Source organism: Embleya sp. NPDC025285 (assembly GCF_055558835.1).
In genome coordinates this window covers 15,177-34,874 of record NZ_JBVHLU010000024.1, presented here as the reverse complement: position 1 = coordinate 34,874, position 19,698 = coordinate 15,177, and the positions used below count along the sequence as shown (strand labels likewise).

Here is a 19,698-nt window from a genome sequence, read left to right as displayed (position 1 = left end):
ATCCCAGATCTGTAGCTATGCGGTGAAACCGCCGGGGTCCGACAAGGGGACCCCGGCGGGCCCCGCGAAAGTGGTGAAACCCCATGGGTCCCCGGAACACGTCGGATCCTGCCCCCTCGGTCGAGGCCGTCCGCTCGCTCGCGGACGCCGCGCCGACTCCCTTCTGGCTCGACCGGCCCGACCGCCCCGAGCCGCGCGCGGCCCTGGTCGGCGACCAGCACTGCGATCTCGTGGTCGTCGGCGGCGGCTATTCGGGCCTGTGGACCGCGCTGATCGCGAAGGAACGCAACCCCTCGCGCGACGTGATGCTGGTCGAGGCACACGAGATCGGCTGGGCGGCCTCGGGTCGCAACGGTGGATTCTGCGCCGCGAGCCTGACCCACGGCTTCTACAACGGCCTGGACCGCTGGCCGAACGAACTGGCCCGGCTGGAGCGGCTGGGCGAGCACAACCTGGACGAGATCCAGGCGGCGGTCGAGCGCTACGGCATCGACTGCGCCTTCGAGCGCACCGGCGAACTCAACGTCGCGACGCAGCCGCACCAGGTCGAGGAACTGCGCGAGGAGATCGAACTCGCGAAGCGGTACGGCACCGAACTGACCTTCCTGGACCGCGACGAGGTCCGGGCCGAGGTCGCCTCGCCGACCTATCTCGCGGGCGTGTGGGACAAGACCGGCTGCGCGATGGTGGACCCGGCCCGGTTGGCCTGGGGCCTCAAGGCCGCGTGCGAGTCGCTGGGCGTGCGCGTCCACGAGCGCACCAAGGTGACCGGACTGGCCGAACACGGCTCCGGGATGGTGCTCGAGACCGCGTACGGCCGGATCTTCGCGGGCAACGTGGCGCTGGGCACCAACGTGTTCCCGTCGCTGGTCAAGCGGTTGCGGCCGTTCGTGGTCCCGGTCTACGACTACGCGATGATGACCGAGCCGCTCACCGAGGAGCAGCTCGCGGCGGTCGGCTGGCACAACCGGCAGGGCATCGGCGACACGAACAACCAGTTCCACTACTACCGGCTCAGCGCGGACAACCGGATCCTGTGGGGCGGCTACGACGCCATTTACCACTACGGCTCCAAGCTGTCCTCGGACCTGGACCAGCGGCCGGAGACCTTCGCGAAGCTCGCCCAGCACTTCTTCGAGACGTTCCCGCAGCTCGAGGGCCTGCGCTTCACCCACACGTGGGGCGGTGCGATCGACACCTGCAGCCGCTTCTCGGCGTTCTTCGGCACCGCCTACAAGGGCAAGGTCGCGTACGCGCTGGGCTACACCGGCCTGGGCGTGGGTGCCACCCGCTTCGGCGCCGAGGTGATGCTGGACCGGCTCGACGGCCGCCCCACCGAGCGCACCGAACTCGAGATGGTCCGCACCAAGCCGCTCCCGTTCCCGCCGGAGCCGATCAAGTGGGCCGGCGTCTCGATGACCAAGTGGTCGATGGACCGCGCCGACAAGAACGGCGGCAAGCGCAACCTGTGGCTCAAGGCCCTCGACAAGGTAGGCATGGGCTTCGACAGTTAGAACCGCGCTGCGCGCGGGGCGGCTGTGCCGCCGGGCGGCCTCCGGCCGCTCTCCTCGCGCGCTCGTCGATCACTTCACGCGATCGAGTCGGGGGCGCTGACCGCGCCGTCGGGCAGCCGGGTGAGCATGCGCCTCACCCGGCTTCCGGTGCGCCGTTCCCGAGCCCCGGCGGGGGCCGCGAGGCCATGGTTCGCCCGCCCCGCGTGGTGAATCCGCAGCGTCGTCCCGAAACGTAACGGGTGGGCGGGTGGGCACCCTCAACACCGACCAAGACGGTCTGTAAGGCGAACGCCCCAACCGCCGACACTGTGAACCTTGAGCCCACACCCTCCGGCCAGCAGACTGGCAAACCGTACGGGGCTTGTGCGGCCCCTCGCCAGAACCGCATCCCCCGGAAGGTCGGACCGTGACGAACCACGTAACCCACTGGATTGCCAACGCGGAGTGGACCGGTACCTCCGAGCGTCGGGGCGACATCCACAACCCCGCCACCGGCAAGGTCACCGGCACGGTCGACTACGCCTCCGTGGCCGAGGTCGACGAGGCCGTCTCGGTCGCCGTCCGCGCCTTCGCCGGCTGGAAGAACGCCTCGCTCGCGAAGCGCTCCTCCGTGCTCTTCAACTTCCGCGAGCTGCTCAACGCCAAGAAGGACGAGCTCGCCGCGATCATCGTGGCCGAGCACGGCAAGGTGCACTCGGACGCGCTCGGCGAGATCGCCCGCGGCCAGGAGGTCGTGGAACTCGCCTGCGGCATCCCGCACTTGCAGAAGGGCGGGCACTCCGAGCAGGCGTCGACCGGCATCGACGTCTACTCGATCCGCCAGCCGCTCGGCCCGGTCGCGATCATCTCGCCGTTCAACTTCCCGGCGATGGTCCCGATGTGGTTCTTCCCGATCGCGATCGCCACCGGCAACACGGTGATTCTCAAGCCCAGCGAGAAGGACCCGTCCACCGCGAACTTCCTCGCCGACCTGTGGAAGCAGGCCGGGCTGCCCGAGGGCGTGTTCAACGTCGTGCACGGTGACAAGGTCGCGGTCGACCGCATCCTGGAGCACCCGGACATCAAGTCCGTCTCGTTCGTCGGCTCGACCCCGATCGCCAAGTACGTGTATGAGAACGGCACCCGCTACGGCAAGCGGGTGCAGGCGCTCGGCGGCGCCAAGAACCACATGCTGGTGCTCCCGGACGCCGACCTGGACCTGGTCGCCGACGCCGCGGTCAACGCCGGTTTCGGTGCGGCCGGCGAGCGCTGCATGGCGATCTCCGCCCTGGTCGCGGTCGAGCCGATCGCCGACGAGCTGATCGCCCGGATCAAGGAGCGGATGACCAAGCTCCGGGTCGGCGCCGGCAACGACGCCCAGTCCGAGATGGGCCCGCTGGTCACCCGGCAGCACGCGGACAAGGTGCTGTCGTACGTCCAGGCGGGCGAGGACCAGGGCGCGACGCTGGTGGTGGACGGCCGCGAGCACCCGATCAACGGCGCCGACACGGCCGAGGGCTACTGGGTCGGCCCGACCCTGTTCGACAACGTCACGCCCGGGATGTCGATCTACACCGACGAGATCTTCGGCCCGGTGTTGTCGGTGGTCCGGGTCGAGTCCTACGACGAGGGCCTGGCGCTGATCAACGCCAACCCGTACGGCAACGGCACCGCGATCTTCACCAACGACGGTGGCGCGGCCCGCCGGTTCCAGAACGAGGTCGAGGTCGGCATGATCGGCATCAACGTGCCGATCCCGGTCCCGGTCGCCTACTACTCGTTCGGCGGCTGGAAGAACTCGCTGTTCGGCGACCTGCACGCGTACGGCGCCGACGGCGTGCAGTTCTTCACCCGCGGCAAGGTCGTCACCCAGCGCTGGCTCGACCCCAGCCACGGCGGCATCAACCTGGGCTTCCCGACCAACGACTGACATACCGCGCGCCGTACTTCGCGCGCAGCCCGCCCGACCCCAATGACGTGGTCGGGCGGGCTTCGTCGTTCCCGCGCGCGCCGGGCGGGCTTGCCCATTTCTTCCGTACGCCTTCCCTGGCAGCATGCGTGACGGGTCGTCAGATGATCAATCGGCGGCCGCGACGAACGCGACAGGGGAACGGCGCATGCCCATCGACGACAGACCGGACGGCGATACGGCCGTCCGATTGATCCAGATCTCCGACGTGCACTACCGGGACGCTCCGGGCACGCACGGGTTCGTGCAGCACGACCCGGACGCCGGATTGGCGGCGGCCCTCGCGCACGCCGCCGACGCGCTCTCCGCCGCCGACGTGTTGGTCGCGTCCGGCGACCTGGCGGACACCGGCGAACCGGGCGCCTACCGGCGGCTCGGGGACGTGCTGCAGGAGCTCCCGGTGCCGGTGTACTGCCTGCCGGGCAATCACGACAGCCACGACGCCTACACCGCGGGCCTGCCGCGTACCGGTGTGCACCTGGAACCCGCGGTGCGGATCGGGAAGTGGCTGCTGCTCATGGTGGACACCAACGCGCTCGGCCGCGAACACGTGGGCGACGGCGTGTACCGCGATCTCGACGACCGGATGACCCGGGCCGACGGGCCCGAGCTCAGCGCGCCCGAGGCGGCCCGGATCCGGGAGATCCTGGCCGGGTCCGACGCCGAACACGTCCTGCTGTTCGTGCACCAGCCACCACTCGCGGAGATCTCCCCGCACCTGGACCCCTCCGGTCGACTCGGCGCGCTGCTCGGCGACTTCGGGCACATCCGGGCCATCTCCGGCGGCCACCTGCACGGCAGCCTGGAGGGCGAGTTCGCCGGTGTCCCGGTGTTCGTGGCGCCCTCGACGACGTACAGCATCGACTACGCCGGCAGGCACTTCGACGGCCCCGGCTACCGGACGTTCACGCTGCACCCCGACGGGCGGGTCGAGTCCCGGGCGCACACCGCGCCCGGTCCGATCACGGACGCGATGCGAGCCAAGCCCGCACCGCGCTTTCTCACCGATCTCATGCTGGGCGTGGTGACCATCGAGGAGATGCGCGAGATGACCGACGAGGGGTTCCTGGAGCGGTTCGGCGAGCCGCGTCCGGTCCGCGGCGCCTGAACCCGCCGCATTCGTTCGGCGGGTCCCGGGACCCGCGCCGAGGCAGTACGAGCCCGAGCAGCACGAGGAGACACGTGACACAACATCAGGCGGACGCCGGACTCGCCCTCGAAGGGGTCCGCAACTTCCGCGACATCGGCGGACTGCCCACCGCCGACGGCCGGCGGGTGCGCGCCGGCCGCTACTTCCGCAGCGGCCACCTGGCCAAGCCCACCGACGCGGACCGCGCGGTGATCGCGGAGCTGGGCATCCGGCTCGTGGTGGACCTGCGCAGCCCGGCCGACATCGAGCTGGACGGCGCCGACGTGCTGCCGGACGGCGCGCGATGGCTCAACCTGCCGATGTCCGACCCGGCCCGGCACTCGGACTTCTGGAGCGATCTGCGCAACGCCGACCTGAGCGTGCTGCGCGAGCGGCTCGGCAACGGGCGCGCGGAGAAGTCGATCGCGGCGGACTACCGCGACCAGGTGGTGAACCGGGTCGACAAGCACGCGGAGATGTTGCGCGCGATGATCGACGCCGACGGTCTGCCGGTGGTGGTGCACTGTTCGGCCGGCAAGGACCGGGCGGGCATAGCGGCGGCGCTGGTGCAGCGGATCGTCGGCGTCTCCGCCGACGACGCGGTGGCGAACTACCTGGTCAGCAACGAACCGGGCAACCGCTACGAGCCGAACAGCGACAAGCTCGCGATGCGGCCCGGCCTGCTCGAACTCTTCCAGCCGTTCCTGGAGGTACGCGAGGAGTACCTGCGCGGCGCGCTGGAGGTGATGGACACCCACTGGGGCGGCTTCGACGCCTACCTGGAGCGGGGCCTGGGCCTGGAGGCGGACCGGCTGGACCGGTTGCGGTCGGCGCTGTTGGAGGACTGAGCCGGGCGGCGGACCGAAACGGGTCCGGACGCGCCCGAGGGCGGTGCCCACAGGAGGAGGCACCGCCCTCGGGCGGGTACGGCGTGCGGCGGTCGCCGCAGGCCCGCGACGGTCAGGAGTCGTCGGCCATCAGCTTGATGTTCCAGCGGGTCTCCTGGCGCGGCCGCAGGTACAGCACCCAGTACAGCGCGGCCAGGACCAGCACACCGCCGGTGATCAGCAGCGCACGGGTGGGCTGTTCGGTCAGCACGTAGATCATCGCCGCGATCAGCAGCACCGGGATCGCGGGCCACAGCGGCATCCGCCACGCCTGGGTGGTCTTGTGCGCGCCCTTGCGCGCGACCAGCACGGCGAGCGCCACCACCAGGTAGAGCGCGGCGACCGCGACGCCGGTGACCTCACTGAGGAGCGTCGTGGGTACGAAGCACAGGAGTGCGCCGGGCACGCCGACCACGAGCGTGGAGACCCACGGCGAACCGAACCGGTTCACCTTGCCGAAGGCCCGGTTGATCGGCTCGGGCCAGGCCCGGTCGCGGGCCGAGGCGTAGACCACCCGCGAGTTCTGGATCACCATGACCACGCCCGCGTTGATGATCGCCAGCGCGATGCACAGGCCGATGAAGGTGGCCATGCCGTGGTTGGACCAGCCCTCGACCAGGCCGAGGATGTCGCCGCCCGCCAGGGTCGCCTGGTCGGGTGCGCCCAGCGAGATCGCGATGGTCGGCACGATCAGGATCACGCCGCCCAGACCCAGGGTCCACAACACCGTGCGGGAGACCGTGCGGCGCGGGTTCTCCATCTCCTCGGCCAGGTAGACCGCGGTGGAGAAGCCCTGGAGGGCGAACAGCGCGCCGGCCATGCCCGCGATCAGCACGGCCATCTTCACCGGATCCGTCGTGTTGCCCGCGGTGTCCGCGATGACCTCGGGCTTGATCAGCGTCGAGGTGGACTGGTGCGTGTTGGCGAAGCCGAGGAAGGCCACGATCGCCGCGGCGATCACCTCCAGGGCCAGGAACACGCCGGTCACCCACGCGTTCGCGCGCAGGTCGAGCAAACCCATGATGGTGGCCAGGATCATCACCGCGGCGCCGGCCCACAGGGTGTCGATCGTCGCGATCGAGGTCAGATAATCGGCGGTGCCCAGCGCGATGATCGGCGGCACGATCATCACCACGATGGTGGCGATGATGAAGACCAGCCAGCCCATGAAGCGGCCCATCAGGGTGCCGACCATGGCGTACTCGCCGCCGGCGCTGGGGATCAGGGTGCCCAGCTCGGAGTAACAGAACGCGACGCCGACGCACAGGACGGCGGCCACGACCAGGGCCAACGCGGTGCCGGAGCCGAGCGTCTCGAACATGTCCGGAACGATCACGAAGAGCGAGGACGCGGGGGTCAGACAGGAGAGGGTGAGCAGTGTGCCGCCGACGACTCCGATGGAGCGCTTGAGCGGGGCGGGGGTACCACCGGCGTCGAGGGTGACTGGAGTCAGGGTCCCGGACGGCGGTGGGGTTGTTTCAACAGCCATGTGCGCTACCTCTGCGGGACAGCGGGGTGCGGTTATCGCCTCCGGGACGGATGGTGAGCCGTTCGTACCTTCCGAACGGTGCGGCGTAATACAAACGCCCGTTTGATCACCCGTCAAGATCCCGTTAGCAACTGATTCCGCAGGTTGTACGCCCAGATTTCATCGAATAACGCTTCAAGCTGGCATCTGATGGCGCGTAATCCGCAGATTGCGTCGCGGGAAAAGTTTTCTCACCGTTCACCTGTCGAGATAGCCTCCGGCCATGGTCAACCGCGTACTCGCGCACACCGGCGCCCGGCACCCCGTGATCCAGGCGCCGATGGGTTGGATAGCCCGCTCCCCACTGGCCGCCGCGGTGTCCGCGGCGGGCGGGCTCGGGATGGTGGAGACCTCCTCCGGCGAGGTCGACGCCTGCCGCCGGGAGATCGACACGATGGTCGGCTCGGGATTGGTGTTCGGGGTCAACCTGCCGCTGATGTTCCTGCGCGACGACCGGCTCGTGCGGCACGTGGCCGACGCGGGCGTGCGCTTCGTGACCACGTCGGCGGGCAACCCGGCGACCTTCGTCGACCTGCTGCGCGAGCACGGCCTGATCGTCTATCACGTGGTGCCCTCGATCCGGGCCGCGCGCAAGGCGGTCGACGCCGGCGTGGACGGACTGGTGGTGGAGGGAGCCGAGGGCGGCGGCTTCAAGAACCCGGCCGAGGTGTCGCTGCTCGTGCTGCTCCAGGGCATCCGGGAGATCACCGACCTGCCGCTGGTCGCGGCCGGCGGCATCGTGGACGGGCGCGGCATGGCGGCGGCGTTCGCGCTGGGCGCCGAGGCGGTACAGATGGGCACCCGGTTCCTGGCCTCGGCCGAGAGTCCGGTGCACACCCACTACAAGCAGGCAGTGCTAGCCGCGGACGAGACCGGGACCGTGGTGGTCAACCGCTCGGGCAGCCCGACCATGCGGGTGCTGGGCACCGACTTCTCCCGCGCCCTGGCCGCCTCCGGCGGGCCGGCGCGCAGTTCGCTCGACGCGATCCAACGGTTGTACTTCGGCGGCGACATGGAGGCGTCGCTCGCCTCCGCGGGTCAGTCGGTCGGCCTGGTGCACGAGGTGGAGACGGTGGCCGCGATCATCGAGCGGACGATGGCGGGCTTCCACGAGGCGATGGCGACGGCGGCCCGGCGGGCGGCCGAGGTCTGAGCCCGGCGGCGTCGGCCACCCGAGCCGCCGTCCACAGCACGATCGCGCACAGCGCCCACGAGGCCAGCACGTCGGCGAGCCAGTGGTAGTCGCACCACATCAGCGCGAAGCCGATCGCGGCGCACACGAGCACCGCGGCCCATGTGCAGTACCGGCCCGCCCGCGCCGAGCCGACACGCCCGAGCAGCAGCGCGGCGATCCCGAAGCAGACCGTCGAGGTCGCGGTATGGCCGGACGGGAAGAAGCCCCACTCGTCGGCGGGCACGGGCGATTCGCCGGGCCCGGGCCGACCGATCAGGTCCTTGCCGCCGATCACCGCGACCATCACCACCAGCACCGCCCCCGCCGCGATCGCGAGCGGGTACCCGCCGCGCGCCCGCCAGGTCGCGAACAGCGCCGCGCAGGCGAGCACGATCCCGGCCGGCAGCGGTCCGCCGAGATCGGCGAGCAGGTGCATCGGGCCGTCCAGCCAGGCCGCGCCCCGCGCGCCCGCCAGATCGCGCATCGCGTCGCGCACGGTGCGATCGAGCGCGATCGAGGGTCCGCTTTCGGCCACCACCTGGATGGTGAGCACGACGAGCACGATGGCGGGAATCAGCGGCGCTACGAGGCCACGCGTGTACTGTGAGTGAACAGACCACCGCCCCGGAACGGGGGGCGTTGTCCCGGGGCGGCCGCCGGCTTGCTCAGGGCTGGCGTCGGTGGAAGGTCTGTGCATCTCACTCGAAGATACGCGGAGAACAGGTCGGCAGGTTCCCGACGCGCGGCCTTCTCACAAAGCCTGCACACGTTCTCCACGGTCTGGAAGGCGAGACATACACGCTGTACGTTGGAGCATTGAAGGGTGTGAGCGGCGTCACAGCGCGTGTCGCGTGAGGCCGGCCGCCCCGGAGAGTCCAAGTACGCGGAGAACATCCGTAAGCAGGGCAAATCGACGGTGGCACGAGTGACGTGGCATTGACGCAATGTCGTCGATCGCCCCTCTGCTGTCAGCACGCAAAGGTAGGGTTGGTCAGGTGGTTGAAGAGTCCGATTACTCGACATACCGCGTGCCGTGCATCCCGGCCCCTGCGGGGAGCGGGCGCGTCCGCCGGGCCGAGGCCCCGGTGGTATCCAAGGGCGTCAAGGCGGGCGGTGCCGTGTTCGATTCCTCGGTGGAACCCCGACCGGGTCGGGGCGCGGGTGCGATGGGTGTGGTTCTGACCAGCGACCGCCAGCTTCGCGGGGGGGGGAGGGGGGGGGGGGGGGGGGGGGGGAGGGGAGGGGGGGGGGGAGGGGGGGGGGGGGGGGGGGGGGGAAGGGGGGGGGGGGGGGGGGGGACGCCCCCCCCCCCCCCCCCCCCCCCCCGCCGGTTTCACTGGGATTCCAACCGGATGAATCAGCCGCCCAGCGGGAGTCCGCCGAGGGAGGGCACGGCGGGCAGGGACGGTGCGGCGGGCACGCCGCCACCGGCGAGCTGACCGGCGGCCGGGGCCGCCTGTCCGACCGCGTCACCGGCGGCCGGCGCGGCCGCCGCGGCGCCCTCACCCACCGTCTTGTTCAGATTCGAAGCGGTGGTGCCGGCCGTCTGACCTGCGGTCTTCGAGGCCGCGGGGAGGGTCTTGGAGGCCGTGCCCCCCGCCGTGTTGCCCGCACCCTCGGCGGCCGCGGGCACCTTGTCGGCGACGCCGCCGACGTCCGGCTGGGTCAGCGCGCCGAGGCCGCCCGTGGGCAGGTCCGCCGCGTGGGCGGCGGACGCGCCGAGGATCGGGGCGGCGCCGGCGGCGATGAGCAGCGCGGCCTGGGCTACGCGGCGCGAGATGTGCGTCATGGTGCTCCTCGAGGTGTCACTGGGAGGCCGGGCCCCTCCGGCACCGGCCACAGTGACTACCGCTCGAAACACGATCGGGTTGCGGGCGTCGTTGGCAAAGTGTTGGCAATGCCAAGGTGTGTCGTCACTATTTGTGACTGACCGGCTGTTTGTCGGAATCGTCGCGTGGATCGGAATCATCCTGTTTTGACTCCGTCGAACGGGTGATCACCACCGAGTCGCCGGCCCGGGTCGACATCGCTGTGTTATCCACGACGGCGGATCCGTCTTTGGTGCCGACCGACACCGTCGCCGGCACGGGCGCGGGCACGGCGGGCGGCTCGACCGAGAAGGCCGAGCGTCCCGTGAGCAGGTACTGGACCGCGAAGCCCAGGCCGACCACGGCGGCACCGCCGACCGCGTCCATGATCCAGTGGTTCGCGGTACCCATCACCACCAGCGTGGTCGCCAGCGGATAGGTCAGGCCCAGCCAGCGCCAACCCTTGGGCGCGATGGCCAGGATCATCAGGCCGCACCACAACGACCAGCCCACGTGCAGCGAGGGCATCGCCGCGTACTGGTTGGAGATCTTGGTCAGCGCGCCGAAGTTCGGGTTGTTCAGATCCTGTACGCCGTGCACGGTGTCGATGTAGTCGTAGCCGGGCATCAGGCGCGGCGGCGCGAGCGGGTAGAGCCAGAAGCCGACCAGGCCGGTGACCGTGGCCACGCTCAGCACGGTGCGGGCCGAGCGATACGCGGCGGGTTTGCGGATGTACAGGATCGCCAGGATGGTCAGCGGCACGATGAAGTGGAACGTCTCGTAGAAGAAGTTCATGCCGTTCTCCAGCCAGCCGATCCTCGCCACGAAGTGGTTCAGACTCCGCTCGACGTCGACGTGCAGGAACTTCTCCAGGTCGATGATCTGCTGTCCGTGCGCCTCGGCGACCCGGCGCTGGTCGGGCACCGAGGCGCGGATGAACGAGTAGACCTGGTAGCCGACCCTGATCATCAGCAATTCGAGCAGCAGGTTCGGCCGGGACAGCGGACGCCAGCCGAACGGCAGCGCGGGGATCCAGGAGAACCGGCCCTGTGCGGCGGCCCCCTGCGGCATCGCCTGCGGGGTCCACTTGGCCGACGCCTTGGTGATGAACGGCACCGCGCACGCCGACGCGATCGCGAGCAGCAGCGGACCGTTGTCGGCGACCACCCGGACGGCGGAGAGCTTGCCCCAGATCAGCGTCTTGCTGTCGAACGTCATGATCATGAAGACCGCGACCGGCCACACCATGCGGTCGGTCTGCCGGGCGCCCAGCCGGCCGGCGGCGGCGAGCAGGATCCACAACTGCTGGTGCTGCCAGGACACCGGGGCCACCGCGACCATCACGCAGCCCGCGAGCGCGACACCGAGCAGCGCCTGGCCGTCCTTGGCGTAGGCCACCGCGCGCGGCATGCCGAACCACAGCACCGCCGCGGACAGCAGCACCACGAGCATGATCTCCAGCGGCCCGGAGAGCCCGATCCGCAACATCAGGCCGTGCAGCGACTGATTGGACAGCGCGTCGGCGTCCCCGCCCAGGCCCGCGCCCGCGACGTGGTGCACCCAGTAGGTGAAGGAGTCGCGCGGCATGGTGAGCCAGGCGAGCGCGGTGCACCCCAGGAACGTCGCGGTCGCGTTCGCGGCGGTGCGCTGCTTGCCGGTCATCCACAGGTAGACGGCGAACAGCAACATCGCCGGGTGCAGCGCGGCGGCGACGCCCACGGCGATCGAGGCGGGCTTGCCCGGCGCCGGTCTGAGCATCGCGGGCAACGCGAGCAGCACCGGGAGCAGGCTCATCTGGCCGAGCGAGAGGTTGCCCCGGACCGGCAGCGACAGCACCAGAAGGCTGATGATCAGCGGCGCCGCGAGCAGTTGCGCGCGGCGGGTGCGCAACGCCGGGAGGGCGTACGCGACCAGCACCCCGATCGCGGCCACGATCAGCAGGGTCACGATCGTCCACGCGACGCCCAGCGCGTTCTCCGCCGCCTTGGTGAGCGGGCGCAGCACCCAGCCCGCGAACGGCGTCTCGCTGAAGGTGGTGCCGCGCGAGTCGGTGTCGTAGAGCGAACCGGGCAGGTGCAGCACGCCTTCCGGACCCAGCCAGGCGTCCAACTCGGGCAGTCTGCGGTCCTGTGGTCGGTCGAGAACCTCGTTGGCCTGTCGAATGGCGACGCATGCGGCGAGCAGCCACAGACCCACCAGGGCCAGAGAGATCCTGGTCCTTCGTATGTCCAGTAGCCGGCGAACGCCTGCCCTCACCATGTGCGACTTCTCCCGTTTTTCCGTGTCCTGTCGCCCGATGGCCCTCGATCCGTGGCGAGGCCATTCGGTTGCCACGCTTCGGACACCTTGTCACCGCCCGAGCGCGACGGAAAGCGGAGGCCCCTCGCGAGACCCACGCCGTACGCTCGGGGGCGGCATGGAACACATCGCCGAATCGACGAGGGGCGAGAAACAACAATGGTGCCGCAGGACGCGTCGACGCGGACGCACGAGGCCCCCGAGGGGCTCATACCGATCTCCTTCCGCCAGGCCGATGCATCCCACATCCCTGCCCTGGTCGAGCTGGTCGAGTCCGCCTATCGCGGAGACGAGAGTCGACGGGGCTGGACCACGGAGGCGAGCCTGTTGGAGGGGCAGCGCACCGACGCGGACGCGGTCGCGGCGGTTGTGGACGGGGCCGACAGTGTGATGTGGATCGCCGAGCGGGACGGCGTACTGCTCGGTTGTTGCCAGCTCGAGCGCCGCGCGGACTCGGTCGCCTACTTCGGGATGTTCGCGATCCGCCCGGGACGACAGGGCGGCGGCCTGGGTCGATCGCTGCTCGCCGAGGCCGAGCGGGTCGCGGTGCGGCTGTGGGGCGCCGAGCGCATGCAGATGACCGTGATCCGGCAGCGCGAGGAACTGATCGCCTGGTACGAGCGGCGCGGATTCGCGCGTACCGGCGTGTTGTCCCCGTTCCCGTACGGCAACGAGCGGTTCGGCCGGCCGTTGCGGGACGACCTGGAGTTCGAACTGCTGACCAAGGACCTGTGAGTCCGGGGGAGCGAGCGAGACCTCCGGTGCTGGGAGCGGGAATCGGCCGGACCCCGGGCATGGCTTCGATCCCCCGCCGCGCACCACGACGGGGGATCGAACCCGCGCCCCGGCCCGGGCGGTTCGGGATTCCCCTCGATCAGGTGATCATTTCGCCTGGACTTCGGTGGATCGGCTCCTGCGCGTCCCGATCGTGACAGCATGGGTGTTCGGGGATAGTTCGGCCCCGGCACCGGTCGCTTGGGGGAGTCGAAGCCGTGTCGCACCACGAACCGCCACCGCGGTATCCGCAACAGCCCGGGCAGCCGCCCCCGCCTCCGCAGGGCGGCGGCCGGCGCGGCAACCCGTTGATCACGCTGGTGATCGCACTGGTGGTGGTGGCGGCCGTGGTGACCGCGATCATCCTGATCACCCGTGGGGACGACGACGGGGACGCTCCGAAGAAGACGCCCTCCACCCAGGGGCCCAACCAACCGGGTCTGCCCACCGGCCTGTTGCCCTCCGGTCTGTTGCCGTCCGGGCTGCTTCCCTCGGGTCTGGACATCCCGTCGGGCCTGTTGCCCGACATCGGATAGGGCCGGCTCGATCCGACCCGCTCGTTTCCGGGCGCACCGCCGCCCGCGTTGGGGCACTCGGGTGATTCCCCGGCCTGCCCCCGGTCCGGTCACCGGAATCGGGGCGCCGGCTGCCTACTGTCGGCTGACATGGCCAAACAGTTGATCAGATCATCCGTCTTAATCCTGCTGGTCGGTGTCGTAGGCGCCGGACTGGCCGTGGCCCCGGCCACCGTTGCCGAGGCCGTCGAGGACCGGACCTGGGACGCCCTCGCGGACTGCGAGAGCAGCGGTCGATGGAACCTGAACACCGGGAACGGCTACTACGGCGGGCTCCAGATCCTGCCGAGCACGTGGGACGAGGCAGGCGGACAGGAGTACGCCACCCGCCCGGATCGGGCCACCCGCGAGGAGCAGATCGCCGTCGCCGAGGTGATCCTGCGCATGCAGGGCTGGGAAGCGTGGCCGCAATGCGCCCGACAGATCGGCATTCTCGGGTCGACCTACACGGTCAAGGTCGGCGACACGCTGTCGTCGATCGCGCGCGACCTCGGCGTGATCGGCGGCTGGCAGGCGCTGTACGACGCGAACCGCGACACGATCGGCGAGGACCCGGATCACCTGCTGCCGGGCACGGTCCTGAACGTGCCGAAGGCCGCTCTTCGGAGCGGCCCTCGGTTGGCGCGTGATCATGATCTGATCGGTGCTCACGACTGGGATCGAACCAGTGACTTCCTCGGTGTGAACGAGGCGCTCTCCCGCTGAGCTACGCGAGCCTGCGTAGGTTTCGTGCACATCCTAACCAGTAACACGCGAGTGGGTCGCCCCCTCCCCGTGACGGGGCGGCCCGCTCGTGCTCACCGCCCTTCGGCGGAGTCTCCACAATGCCGCCGGGCGCCGGGTCGGTTCAACCGGTTTTCCCCGGCTCGGCCGGGCGCGCAGCGCCACCAACAGACCGGACAGCCCGAACACCAGCGTGATGGTGGGCGCGGGTCGCCGCAGCAGTCCGCGCACGTCCAGGTCGGCGGAGAATCCGTAGCGGTGCGCGGCCGCCAGGCACAGGATCGCGCCCGCCACCGCACAGACCGCGCAGGCGGCGAGCGGACCCGGGATCGGCCGGCTCCGGTCGGTGTGTCGAGCTGTCACGGCGAACTCCAGGACGGATGTGCGGCGTTTCCTCCAGCCTGGCCGGGCGGCCCCCCGCGAACCAGGTAGGTGCCTGGCGGATCGGGGGTGGGGCCAGCCCCACCTTTGCCGGGGTCCGGCCGGCCCGCCACACATCGACGAAGAGGGCCCGCCCTGTCGGTGCCGTGTGCCTATCCTGGGCTGCCCTGTGAACGCCGACCGGAGGCGCCCCGCTTCATGAAGCTGCTGCACGCCGCCGACCTGCACATCGACAGCCCGCTGCGCGGACTTTCCGGCTACGAGGGGGCACCCGCGGCGGAGATCCGCGGTGCGGCGCGGCGGGCCGTGGTCAACCTGGTGGACCTGGCGCTGGCCGAGGCGGTCGACGCGGTGCTGCTCGCGGGCGACATCTACGACGGCGACTGGAAGGACTACCACACGGGGTTGTTCTTCACGGTGCAGATGCGCCGCCTCGCCGAGGCGGACATCCCGGTCCTGCTGGTCGCGGGCAACCACGACGCGGACAGCCGGATCACCCGCGAACTGCGCCTGCCCGCCAACGTGCACCGGTTCTCCACCGCGCGCCCGGAGACCGTCGCGTACGAGGACCTGGGGCTGGCCGTGCACGGTCAGGGCTTCGCGGTGCGGGACGTGACCGAGAACCTCGCGGTGAGCTATCCGGCGCCGCGCGGCGGGATGTTCAACGTCGGGCTGCTGCACACCGCGCTGACCGGCGCCGAGGGGCACGCGAACTACGCGCCGTGCAGCGTCGGCGACCTGCTCTCGCGCGGCTACGACTACTGGGCACTGGGCCACGTGCACGCGCGCGAGGTGGTGCACGCCGCCGAGCCGTGGATCGTCTTCCCGGGCAACGTGCAGGGCCGGCACGCCCGCGAGACCGGGCCCAAGGGCGCGACGCTGATCACGGTCGACGGCGACCGGGGCCGGGCCGAGATCGAGCACCGCGACCTGGACGTGGTGCGCTGGGCGCGCCTGGACGTGGACGCGACCGAGGCGACCGGCATCGAGGACGTGCTCGACCTGGTGCGCCGGCGGATGGCCGAGGAGCGGGCCGCGGCCGGCGATCGACTGCTGGCGGCCCGGGTCCGGGTCGTCGGCGCGTCCGACGCGCACGAGGCGCTGTGGCGCGACGAACGCCGGTTCGTGTTCGAGGCCCGGGCACTGGCCGCCGAGTTCTCCGGGGTGTGGCTGGAAAAGGTCCGCCTGGAGACCCGGCACGCCGAACTGGGCGATACGGGGGTCGAGTTGCCCGCACTGGTGGAGGACCTGGCCCGCACCGCCAAGGCCCTGCGCGCGGATCCCGACGCCCTCGAACAGTTGATCCGATCGGTGCCCGGGCTGCGCACGCTCGACCCCAAGGTGGCCGAGGAGGGCATCACGCCCGCGGACCGGGCCTGGCGCGCGGACATCTTCGATCAGGCGGTCGACCTGCTCACGGCGCTGGTCACCGGGACCGACGGGGAGTCCGGATGAGGATCGATCGGCTCGACCTGATCGCGTTCGGCTGCTTCACCGACCGGCACATCGAGCTCGGTGCCCCGGGCGTGCACGTGATCAGCGGCCCGAACGAGGCCGGCAAGTCCACCGTGCGGCACGCCCTGGACCAGCTCCTGTACGGCATGGACCGGCAGACCTCGTACGACTTCGTGCACGCGATGCGCGACCTCAAGCTCGGCGCGCTGGTGCGGGACGAGCGCGGGAGCGTGCTCGACGTGGTGCGGCACAAGCGGGACAAGAACCCGCTCACCCGCGCGGACGGCACGGTGCTCGCCGAGGCCGAGCTGACCCGACTGCTCGCGGGCGTGGGCCGCGACGACTTCCGGCACGTCTTCGCGCTCGACCACGCCGGGCTGCGCGAGGGCGGCGCGGAACTGCTCCGGGGCGAGGGCGACGTGGGGCGGGCGCTGTTCGAGTCGCGCTCCTCGGCCCGACTCGGCGAGGTGCTGACCCGCCTGGAGGAGCGCGCCGACGAGCTGTACAAGACGCGCGGGAAGAACCAGCGGATCAACGCGGGACTGACCGAGCTGGGCCGGTTGCGCAAGCGGGTCCAGGACGACGCGCTGGCACCCTCGGTGTTCGGCGACGCGGTCAAGGAGGCCCGGCGGGCCGAGGAGGAGCGCGACCGGCTCGGCGGCTACCGCAGCGAGGCGCGCGCGCAGGCGAGCCGGCTGGATCGGGTCCGCCAGGCGCTGCCGGTGCTGGCCCGACGCACCGCGCTCGACGCCGAGCGGGCCGCACTGCTCGCCGAGGGCGCACCGGCCCCCGCCGAGCTCGCGGCCGAGTTGGCCGCGCTCGACGAGCGGATGCGGGAGGCGACGGCGGAGACCGAACGGGCCGCGCGAGAGGCGGCCGAGGCCCGCCGAGAGGCGGCCGAACTGGTGGTGGACCGCGCGTTGTCGGCGCAGGTGGCCGAGGTGGACGCGCTGCACGCGGACGTCGCGGCGATCCGCGACGCGGTCGAGCTGGCCGCCGACGCCGACGCCGAGGCGTCGCAGACCCGGGCGGGCGCCGCCGAACTGCTGTCCCGGGTGCGCCCGGACCGTGCCCTGGACGACCCCACGGCGTACGACGTGCCGCCCGGCGTCGGCGACCGGGTCACCGCGCTGCGGGACCACCTCAAGGTGTGCGAGGCCCGGCTCGCGGGCGCCGGCGAGCAGGTCGCGCATCGCCGCGGCCGGCTGGACGCGGCGCGCGCGACCTGCGCGCTGACCCCGGAGCCGGCCGACCCGGCCGCGCTGCGCGCGCTGCTTCGGGCGGTGCCGGGCAACCTGGTGGAGGACATCGCGCGCGACGAACGGCGGGTGGCCGAGCTCGAACGCGAGGCGCACGACCTGCGGGCCCGGCACAACCTGGCGGACCTGGCGCCGCTCGCCGAGGACCGGCCGGCGCGGCTGCGACTGCCCGGCCGGGAACGGGTCGCCGACCACCTGGACCGGGTGGGCCGGGTCCGCGAGGAACTGCACGCGAGTACGCGGGCCGAGGACGAGGCGGTGGCCGATCACGACGCGCGGCGGCGCGAGCTGGCCGTGCTCGCGCTCGCCGATCCGCCGCCCGCGCCCGCCGACTGGGCCGCCGCCCGGGCCGAGCGCGATCGGCTGTGGACGCTGGTGTGCGCGAGCCCGCCGCTGACCGACGACCGGATCGACGCCTACGAACGCGCGGTTCGGGTGGCGGACGAGATCGCCGAGCGGATCGCCCGCCGGGCCGAGGACGCGGTCCGGCTCGGCCGGCTCCGGGTGGATGTCGAGCACGACGAGCGCACGCTGGCCCGACTGGCCGAGCGGCGGCTGGAATTGACCGCGCGCCGGGCCGAGCTCGCGGCGGAGTGGGCGGCGGCCTGGGCGCCCAGCGGGTTGCCCGCGCCGGACCCCCACGACGCCGGCGCTTTCCTGGACGCGTTGGCCGAGCTGGCCCGGATCGAGGTCGAGGCGCGCGCGGCGCGGGATCGACTGGCCGCGGGCAGGGCGCGCGCCGCCGAACTGGCGGGGGCGTTTCGCGTCGCGCTGGCCGAGTCCGGCGCGCCGGCCGGCACGAGCGACCTGGCCGCGCTGATCGAACTGGCCGACGCCCGTCGCGACGCGCTCGCGGACGCGATGCGGGTGCGCGAGAGCGGGCTCGCGGCCGTGCGCGAGGCCGAGGCCGAACTCGCCGAAGCCGACGCGGAGGCGGACCGGGCCCGGGACGAGCGCGCGGCGTGGGAGCGGAGCTGGCACGAACTGGTGCACGGCCTGGACCTGCCCGAGGGCGACCCCGACGCGGTCGCAGCGGCGGTGCACACGCTGGCCGAGGTGGCGGCGGCGGTGGGGCACGCGGCCGAGGCACAGCGGCGCCGAATCCGCGCGGACGAGCGGGTGGCCGCGTTCGGCGCGCGGGTGGCCGAGGTGTTCGCCGCGTGCGGACGGCCGGAGCCGATCGAGGCGGACGGGCGTCCGGCGTTCGCCGCGGTGCTCGCGCTGCACGAGGAGTCCACCCGGGCCCGGCGGGCCGACGAGGCCCGCGGCAGGCTCGCCGAGCGGATCGCCCGGCTGGAGGACGCGGTGGCCGCCGGGCGGGGCGCGGTCGAGCGTGCCGAGGGCGAACTCGCCGCGCTGGTCGAGGCCGCCGGTGCCGCCGACGCCGACGAACTGCGCGCCTCGGTAGGCCGATCCGCGCGGTTGCGCGCGATCGAGGACGCGCTGGTCGAGCACGGTGCGCTGCTGTCCCCCGAACTCGAACAGGAGGCCGCGCGGCACGACCCCGAGGAACTCGACGTGGCGATCGAGGACGCCGCGCGCCGGGTCGAGGAGGCCGAGGCGGCGTACGCCGCGGCGGGCGAGGAACTCGGTCGGTGCCGGCAGATCGTGCGGGACCTGGAGCGCGAGTCGGTGGCCGCCGCCCGGGCCCAGGAGGAGGTGGCCGGCACGGTCGCCACGATCGCCGAGGACACCGAGGAGTTCGTCCGGCTGCGGCTGGCCCGCGAGGTGCTGCTGCGCTGCATGGAGGACTACCGCAAGCAGAACCAGGCTCCGGTGCTGGCCCGGGCGGAGGAGGTGTTCACCGCGCTCACCGCGGGACGCTTCGACCGGCTGCTCGTGGAGACCGACGGCCGCAAGGGCGCCCCGGTGCTGCGCGCGCGGCGGGCCGGCTCCTCCCCGGTCGCCGCGGCCGGTTCCGTCGGCGTGGACGAGATGAGCGAGGGCACCCGCGATCAGCTCTACCTGGCGCTGCGCCTGGCCTCGCTGGACGCGTACGCCGAAGCGGGTCGGGCGATGCCGATCGTGCTCGACGACATCGCGATGACGTTCGACGACGGGCGCACGCGCGCGATGCTCTCGGTGCTGGACGCGATGGCCGACCGGTTCCAGGTGGTGTTGTTCACCCACCACCCGCACCTGGGTCGGCTCGCCGTGGACACGCTCGCGCCCGGCCGTGCCCACGTGCACGAACTGCCGGTCTACGTCGCCCGGTCGGCCGCGGCGCAACCGGTGGAGTGAGCCC

Annotated in this window: 14 protein-coding genes, 1 tRNA gene and 1 pseudogene; 10 read left to right on the top strand and 6 right to left on the bottom strand. The window is 71.8% G+C overall.

Annotation, left to right across the window (positions count from 1 at the left end):
* Nucleotides 1-83 precede the first annotated feature (83 nt).
* The 4 genes from ACZ4FV_RS18290 (at nucleotide 84) to ACZ4FV_RS18275 (ending at nucleotide 5,439) form a co-directional block, all read left to right on the top strand.
* Nucleotides 84-1,514 (top strand): NAD(P)/FAD-dependent oxidoreductase, encoded by a 1,431-nt coding sequence (locus ACZ4FV_RS18290; protein ID WP_395862094.1) that lies wholly within the window; start codon nucleotides 84-86, stop codon nucleotides 1,512-1,514.
* 406 nt (nucleotides 1,515-1,920) lie between these two features.
* On the top strand, nucleotides 1,921-3,423 hold the full coding sequence (locus tag ACZ4FV_RS18285) for a CoA-acylating methylmalonate-semialdehyde dehydrogenase (protein WP_395862096.1): 1,503 nt from the start codon (nucleotides 1,921-1,923) through the stop codon (nucleotides 3,421-3,423).
* A 187-nt stretch (nucleotides 3,424-3,610) separates the two neighbouring features.
* Nucleotides 3,611-4,570: a metallophosphoesterase gene (locus ACZ4FV_RS18280; protein ID WP_395862098.1), complete on the top strand. Its 960-nt coding sequence runs from the start codon at nucleotides 3,611-3,613 to the stop codon at nucleotides 4,568-4,570.
* Between the two features lie 74 nt (nucleotides 4,571-4,644).
* Nucleotides 4,645-5,439, top strand: a complete 795-nt coding sequence (locus tag ACZ4FV_RS18275) for a tyrosine-protein phosphatase (RefSeq protein WP_465322899.1) — start codon at nucleotides 4,645-4,647, stop codon at nucleotides 5,437-5,439.
* Nucleotides 5,440-5,551: 112 nt separating this feature from the next.
* Here ACZ4FV_RS18275 and ACZ4FV_RS18270 read toward each other — a convergent pair whose 3' ends face one another.
* Complete coding sequence (locus ACZ4FV_RS18270; protein ID WP_395862101.1) at nucleotides 5,552-6,967, bottom strand: APC family permease; 1,416 nt, start codon at nucleotides 6,965-6,967, stop codon at nucleotides 5,552-5,554.
* Nucleotides 6,968-7,229: 262 nt separating this feature from the next.
* On the opposite strand from ACZ4FV_RS18270, the gene ACZ4FV_RS18265 reads away from it, so the two are divergent.
* A complete protein-coding gene (locus ACZ4FV_RS18265; protein ID WP_395862103.1) occupies nucleotides 7,230-8,159 on the top strand; it encodes an NAD(P)H-dependent flavin oxidoreductase in 930 nt (309 codons plus the stop codon).
* On the opposite strand, the gene ACZ4FV_RS18260 is transcribed toward ACZ4FV_RS18265, so the two are convergent.
* The 3 genes from ACZ4FV_RS18260 to ACZ4FV_RS18250 all read right to left on the bottom strand — a co-directional run bounded on the left by ACZ4FV_RS18260 (nucleotide 8,089) and on the right by ACZ4FV_RS18250 (nucleotide 12,247).
* Entirely contained in the window at nucleotides 8,089-8,733 is a 645-nt protein-coding gene (locus tag ACZ4FV_RS18260) for a phosphatase PAP2 family protein (RefSeq protein ID WP_402231905.1), read from the bottom strand. The genes ACZ4FV_RS18265 and ACZ4FV_RS18260 overlap by 71 nt on opposite strands.
* A gap of 804 nt (nucleotides 8,734-9,537) precedes the next feature.
* On the bottom strand, nucleotides 9,538-9,969 hold the full coding sequence (locus tag ACZ4FV_RS18255) for an ATP-binding protein (RefSeq protein WP_395867508.1): 432 nt from the start codon (nucleotides 9,967-9,969) through the stop codon (nucleotides 9,538-9,540).
* A gap of 127 nt (nucleotides 9,970-10,096) precedes the next feature.
* A complete protein-coding gene (locus ACZ4FV_RS18250; RefSeq protein WP_402234639.1) occupies nucleotides 10,097-12,247 on the bottom strand; it encodes a bifunctional glycosyltransferase 87/phosphatase PAP2 family protein in 2,151 nt (716 codons plus the stop codon).
* A gap of 198 nt (nucleotides 12,248-12,445) precedes the next feature.
* Here ACZ4FV_RS18250 and ACZ4FV_RS18245 point away from each other — a divergent pair, with 198 nt between their 5' ends.
* The 3 genes and pseudogenes from ACZ4FV_RS18245 to ACZ4FV_RS18235 all read left to right on the top strand — a co-directional run.
* A complete protein-coding gene (locus ACZ4FV_RS18245) occupies nucleotides 12,446-13,021 on the top strand; it encodes a GNAT family N-acetyltransferase (protein ID WP_395867504.1) in 576 nt (191 codons plus the stop codon).
* A 257-nt stretch (nucleotides 13,022-13,278) separates the two neighbouring features.
* The gene (locus ACZ4FV_RS18240) at nucleotides 13,279-13,596 is read left to right on the top strand and encodes a hypothetical protein (RefSeq protein WP_406297509.1); all 318 of its coding nucleotides are present in this window, start codon (nucleotides 13,279-13,281) and stop codon (nucleotides 13,594-13,596) included.
* A gap of 129 nt (nucleotides 13,597-13,725) precedes the next feature.
* Nucleotides 13,726-13,989, top strand: a pseudogene (locus ACZ4FV_RS18235) (transglycosylase family protein); the annotation flags it as partial.
* Nucleotides 13,990-14,279: 290 nt separating this feature from the next.
* On the opposite strand, the gene ACZ4FV_RS18230 reads toward ACZ4FV_RS18235, so the two are convergent.
* Nucleotides 14,280-14,351 (bottom strand) — tRNA-Val (locus ACZ4FV_RS18230).
* Nucleotides 14,352-14,373: 22 nt separating this feature from the next.
* The gene (locus tag ACZ4FV_RS18225) at nucleotides 14,374-14,721 is read right to left on the bottom strand and encodes a hypothetical protein (RefSeq protein WP_395867499.1); all 348 of its coding nucleotides are present in this window, start codon (nucleotides 14,719-14,721) and stop codon (nucleotides 14,374-14,376) included.
* A 216-nt stretch (nucleotides 14,722-14,937) separates the two neighbouring features.
* Between ACZ4FV_RS18225 and ACZ4FV_RS18220 the strand changes: the two genes are divergently transcribed.
* Nucleotides 14,938-16,194 carry a metallophosphoesterase family protein gene (locus ACZ4FV_RS18220; protein WP_395867497.1) on the top strand — a complete coding sequence of 419 codons (1,257 nt, stop codon included), beginning with the start codon at nucleotides 14,938-14,940 and terminating at the stop codon, nucleotides 16,192-16,194.
* Nucleotides 16,191-19,694, top strand: coding sequence for an AAA family ATPase (locus ACZ4FV_RS18215; protein WP_395867495.1), 3,504 nt, complete (start codon nucleotides 16,191-16,193; stop codon nucleotides 19,692-19,694). The genes ACZ4FV_RS18220 and ACZ4FV_RS18215 overlap by 4 nt, the downstream gene beginning before the upstream one ends.
* Nucleotides 19,695-19,698 lie beyond the last annotated feature (4 nt).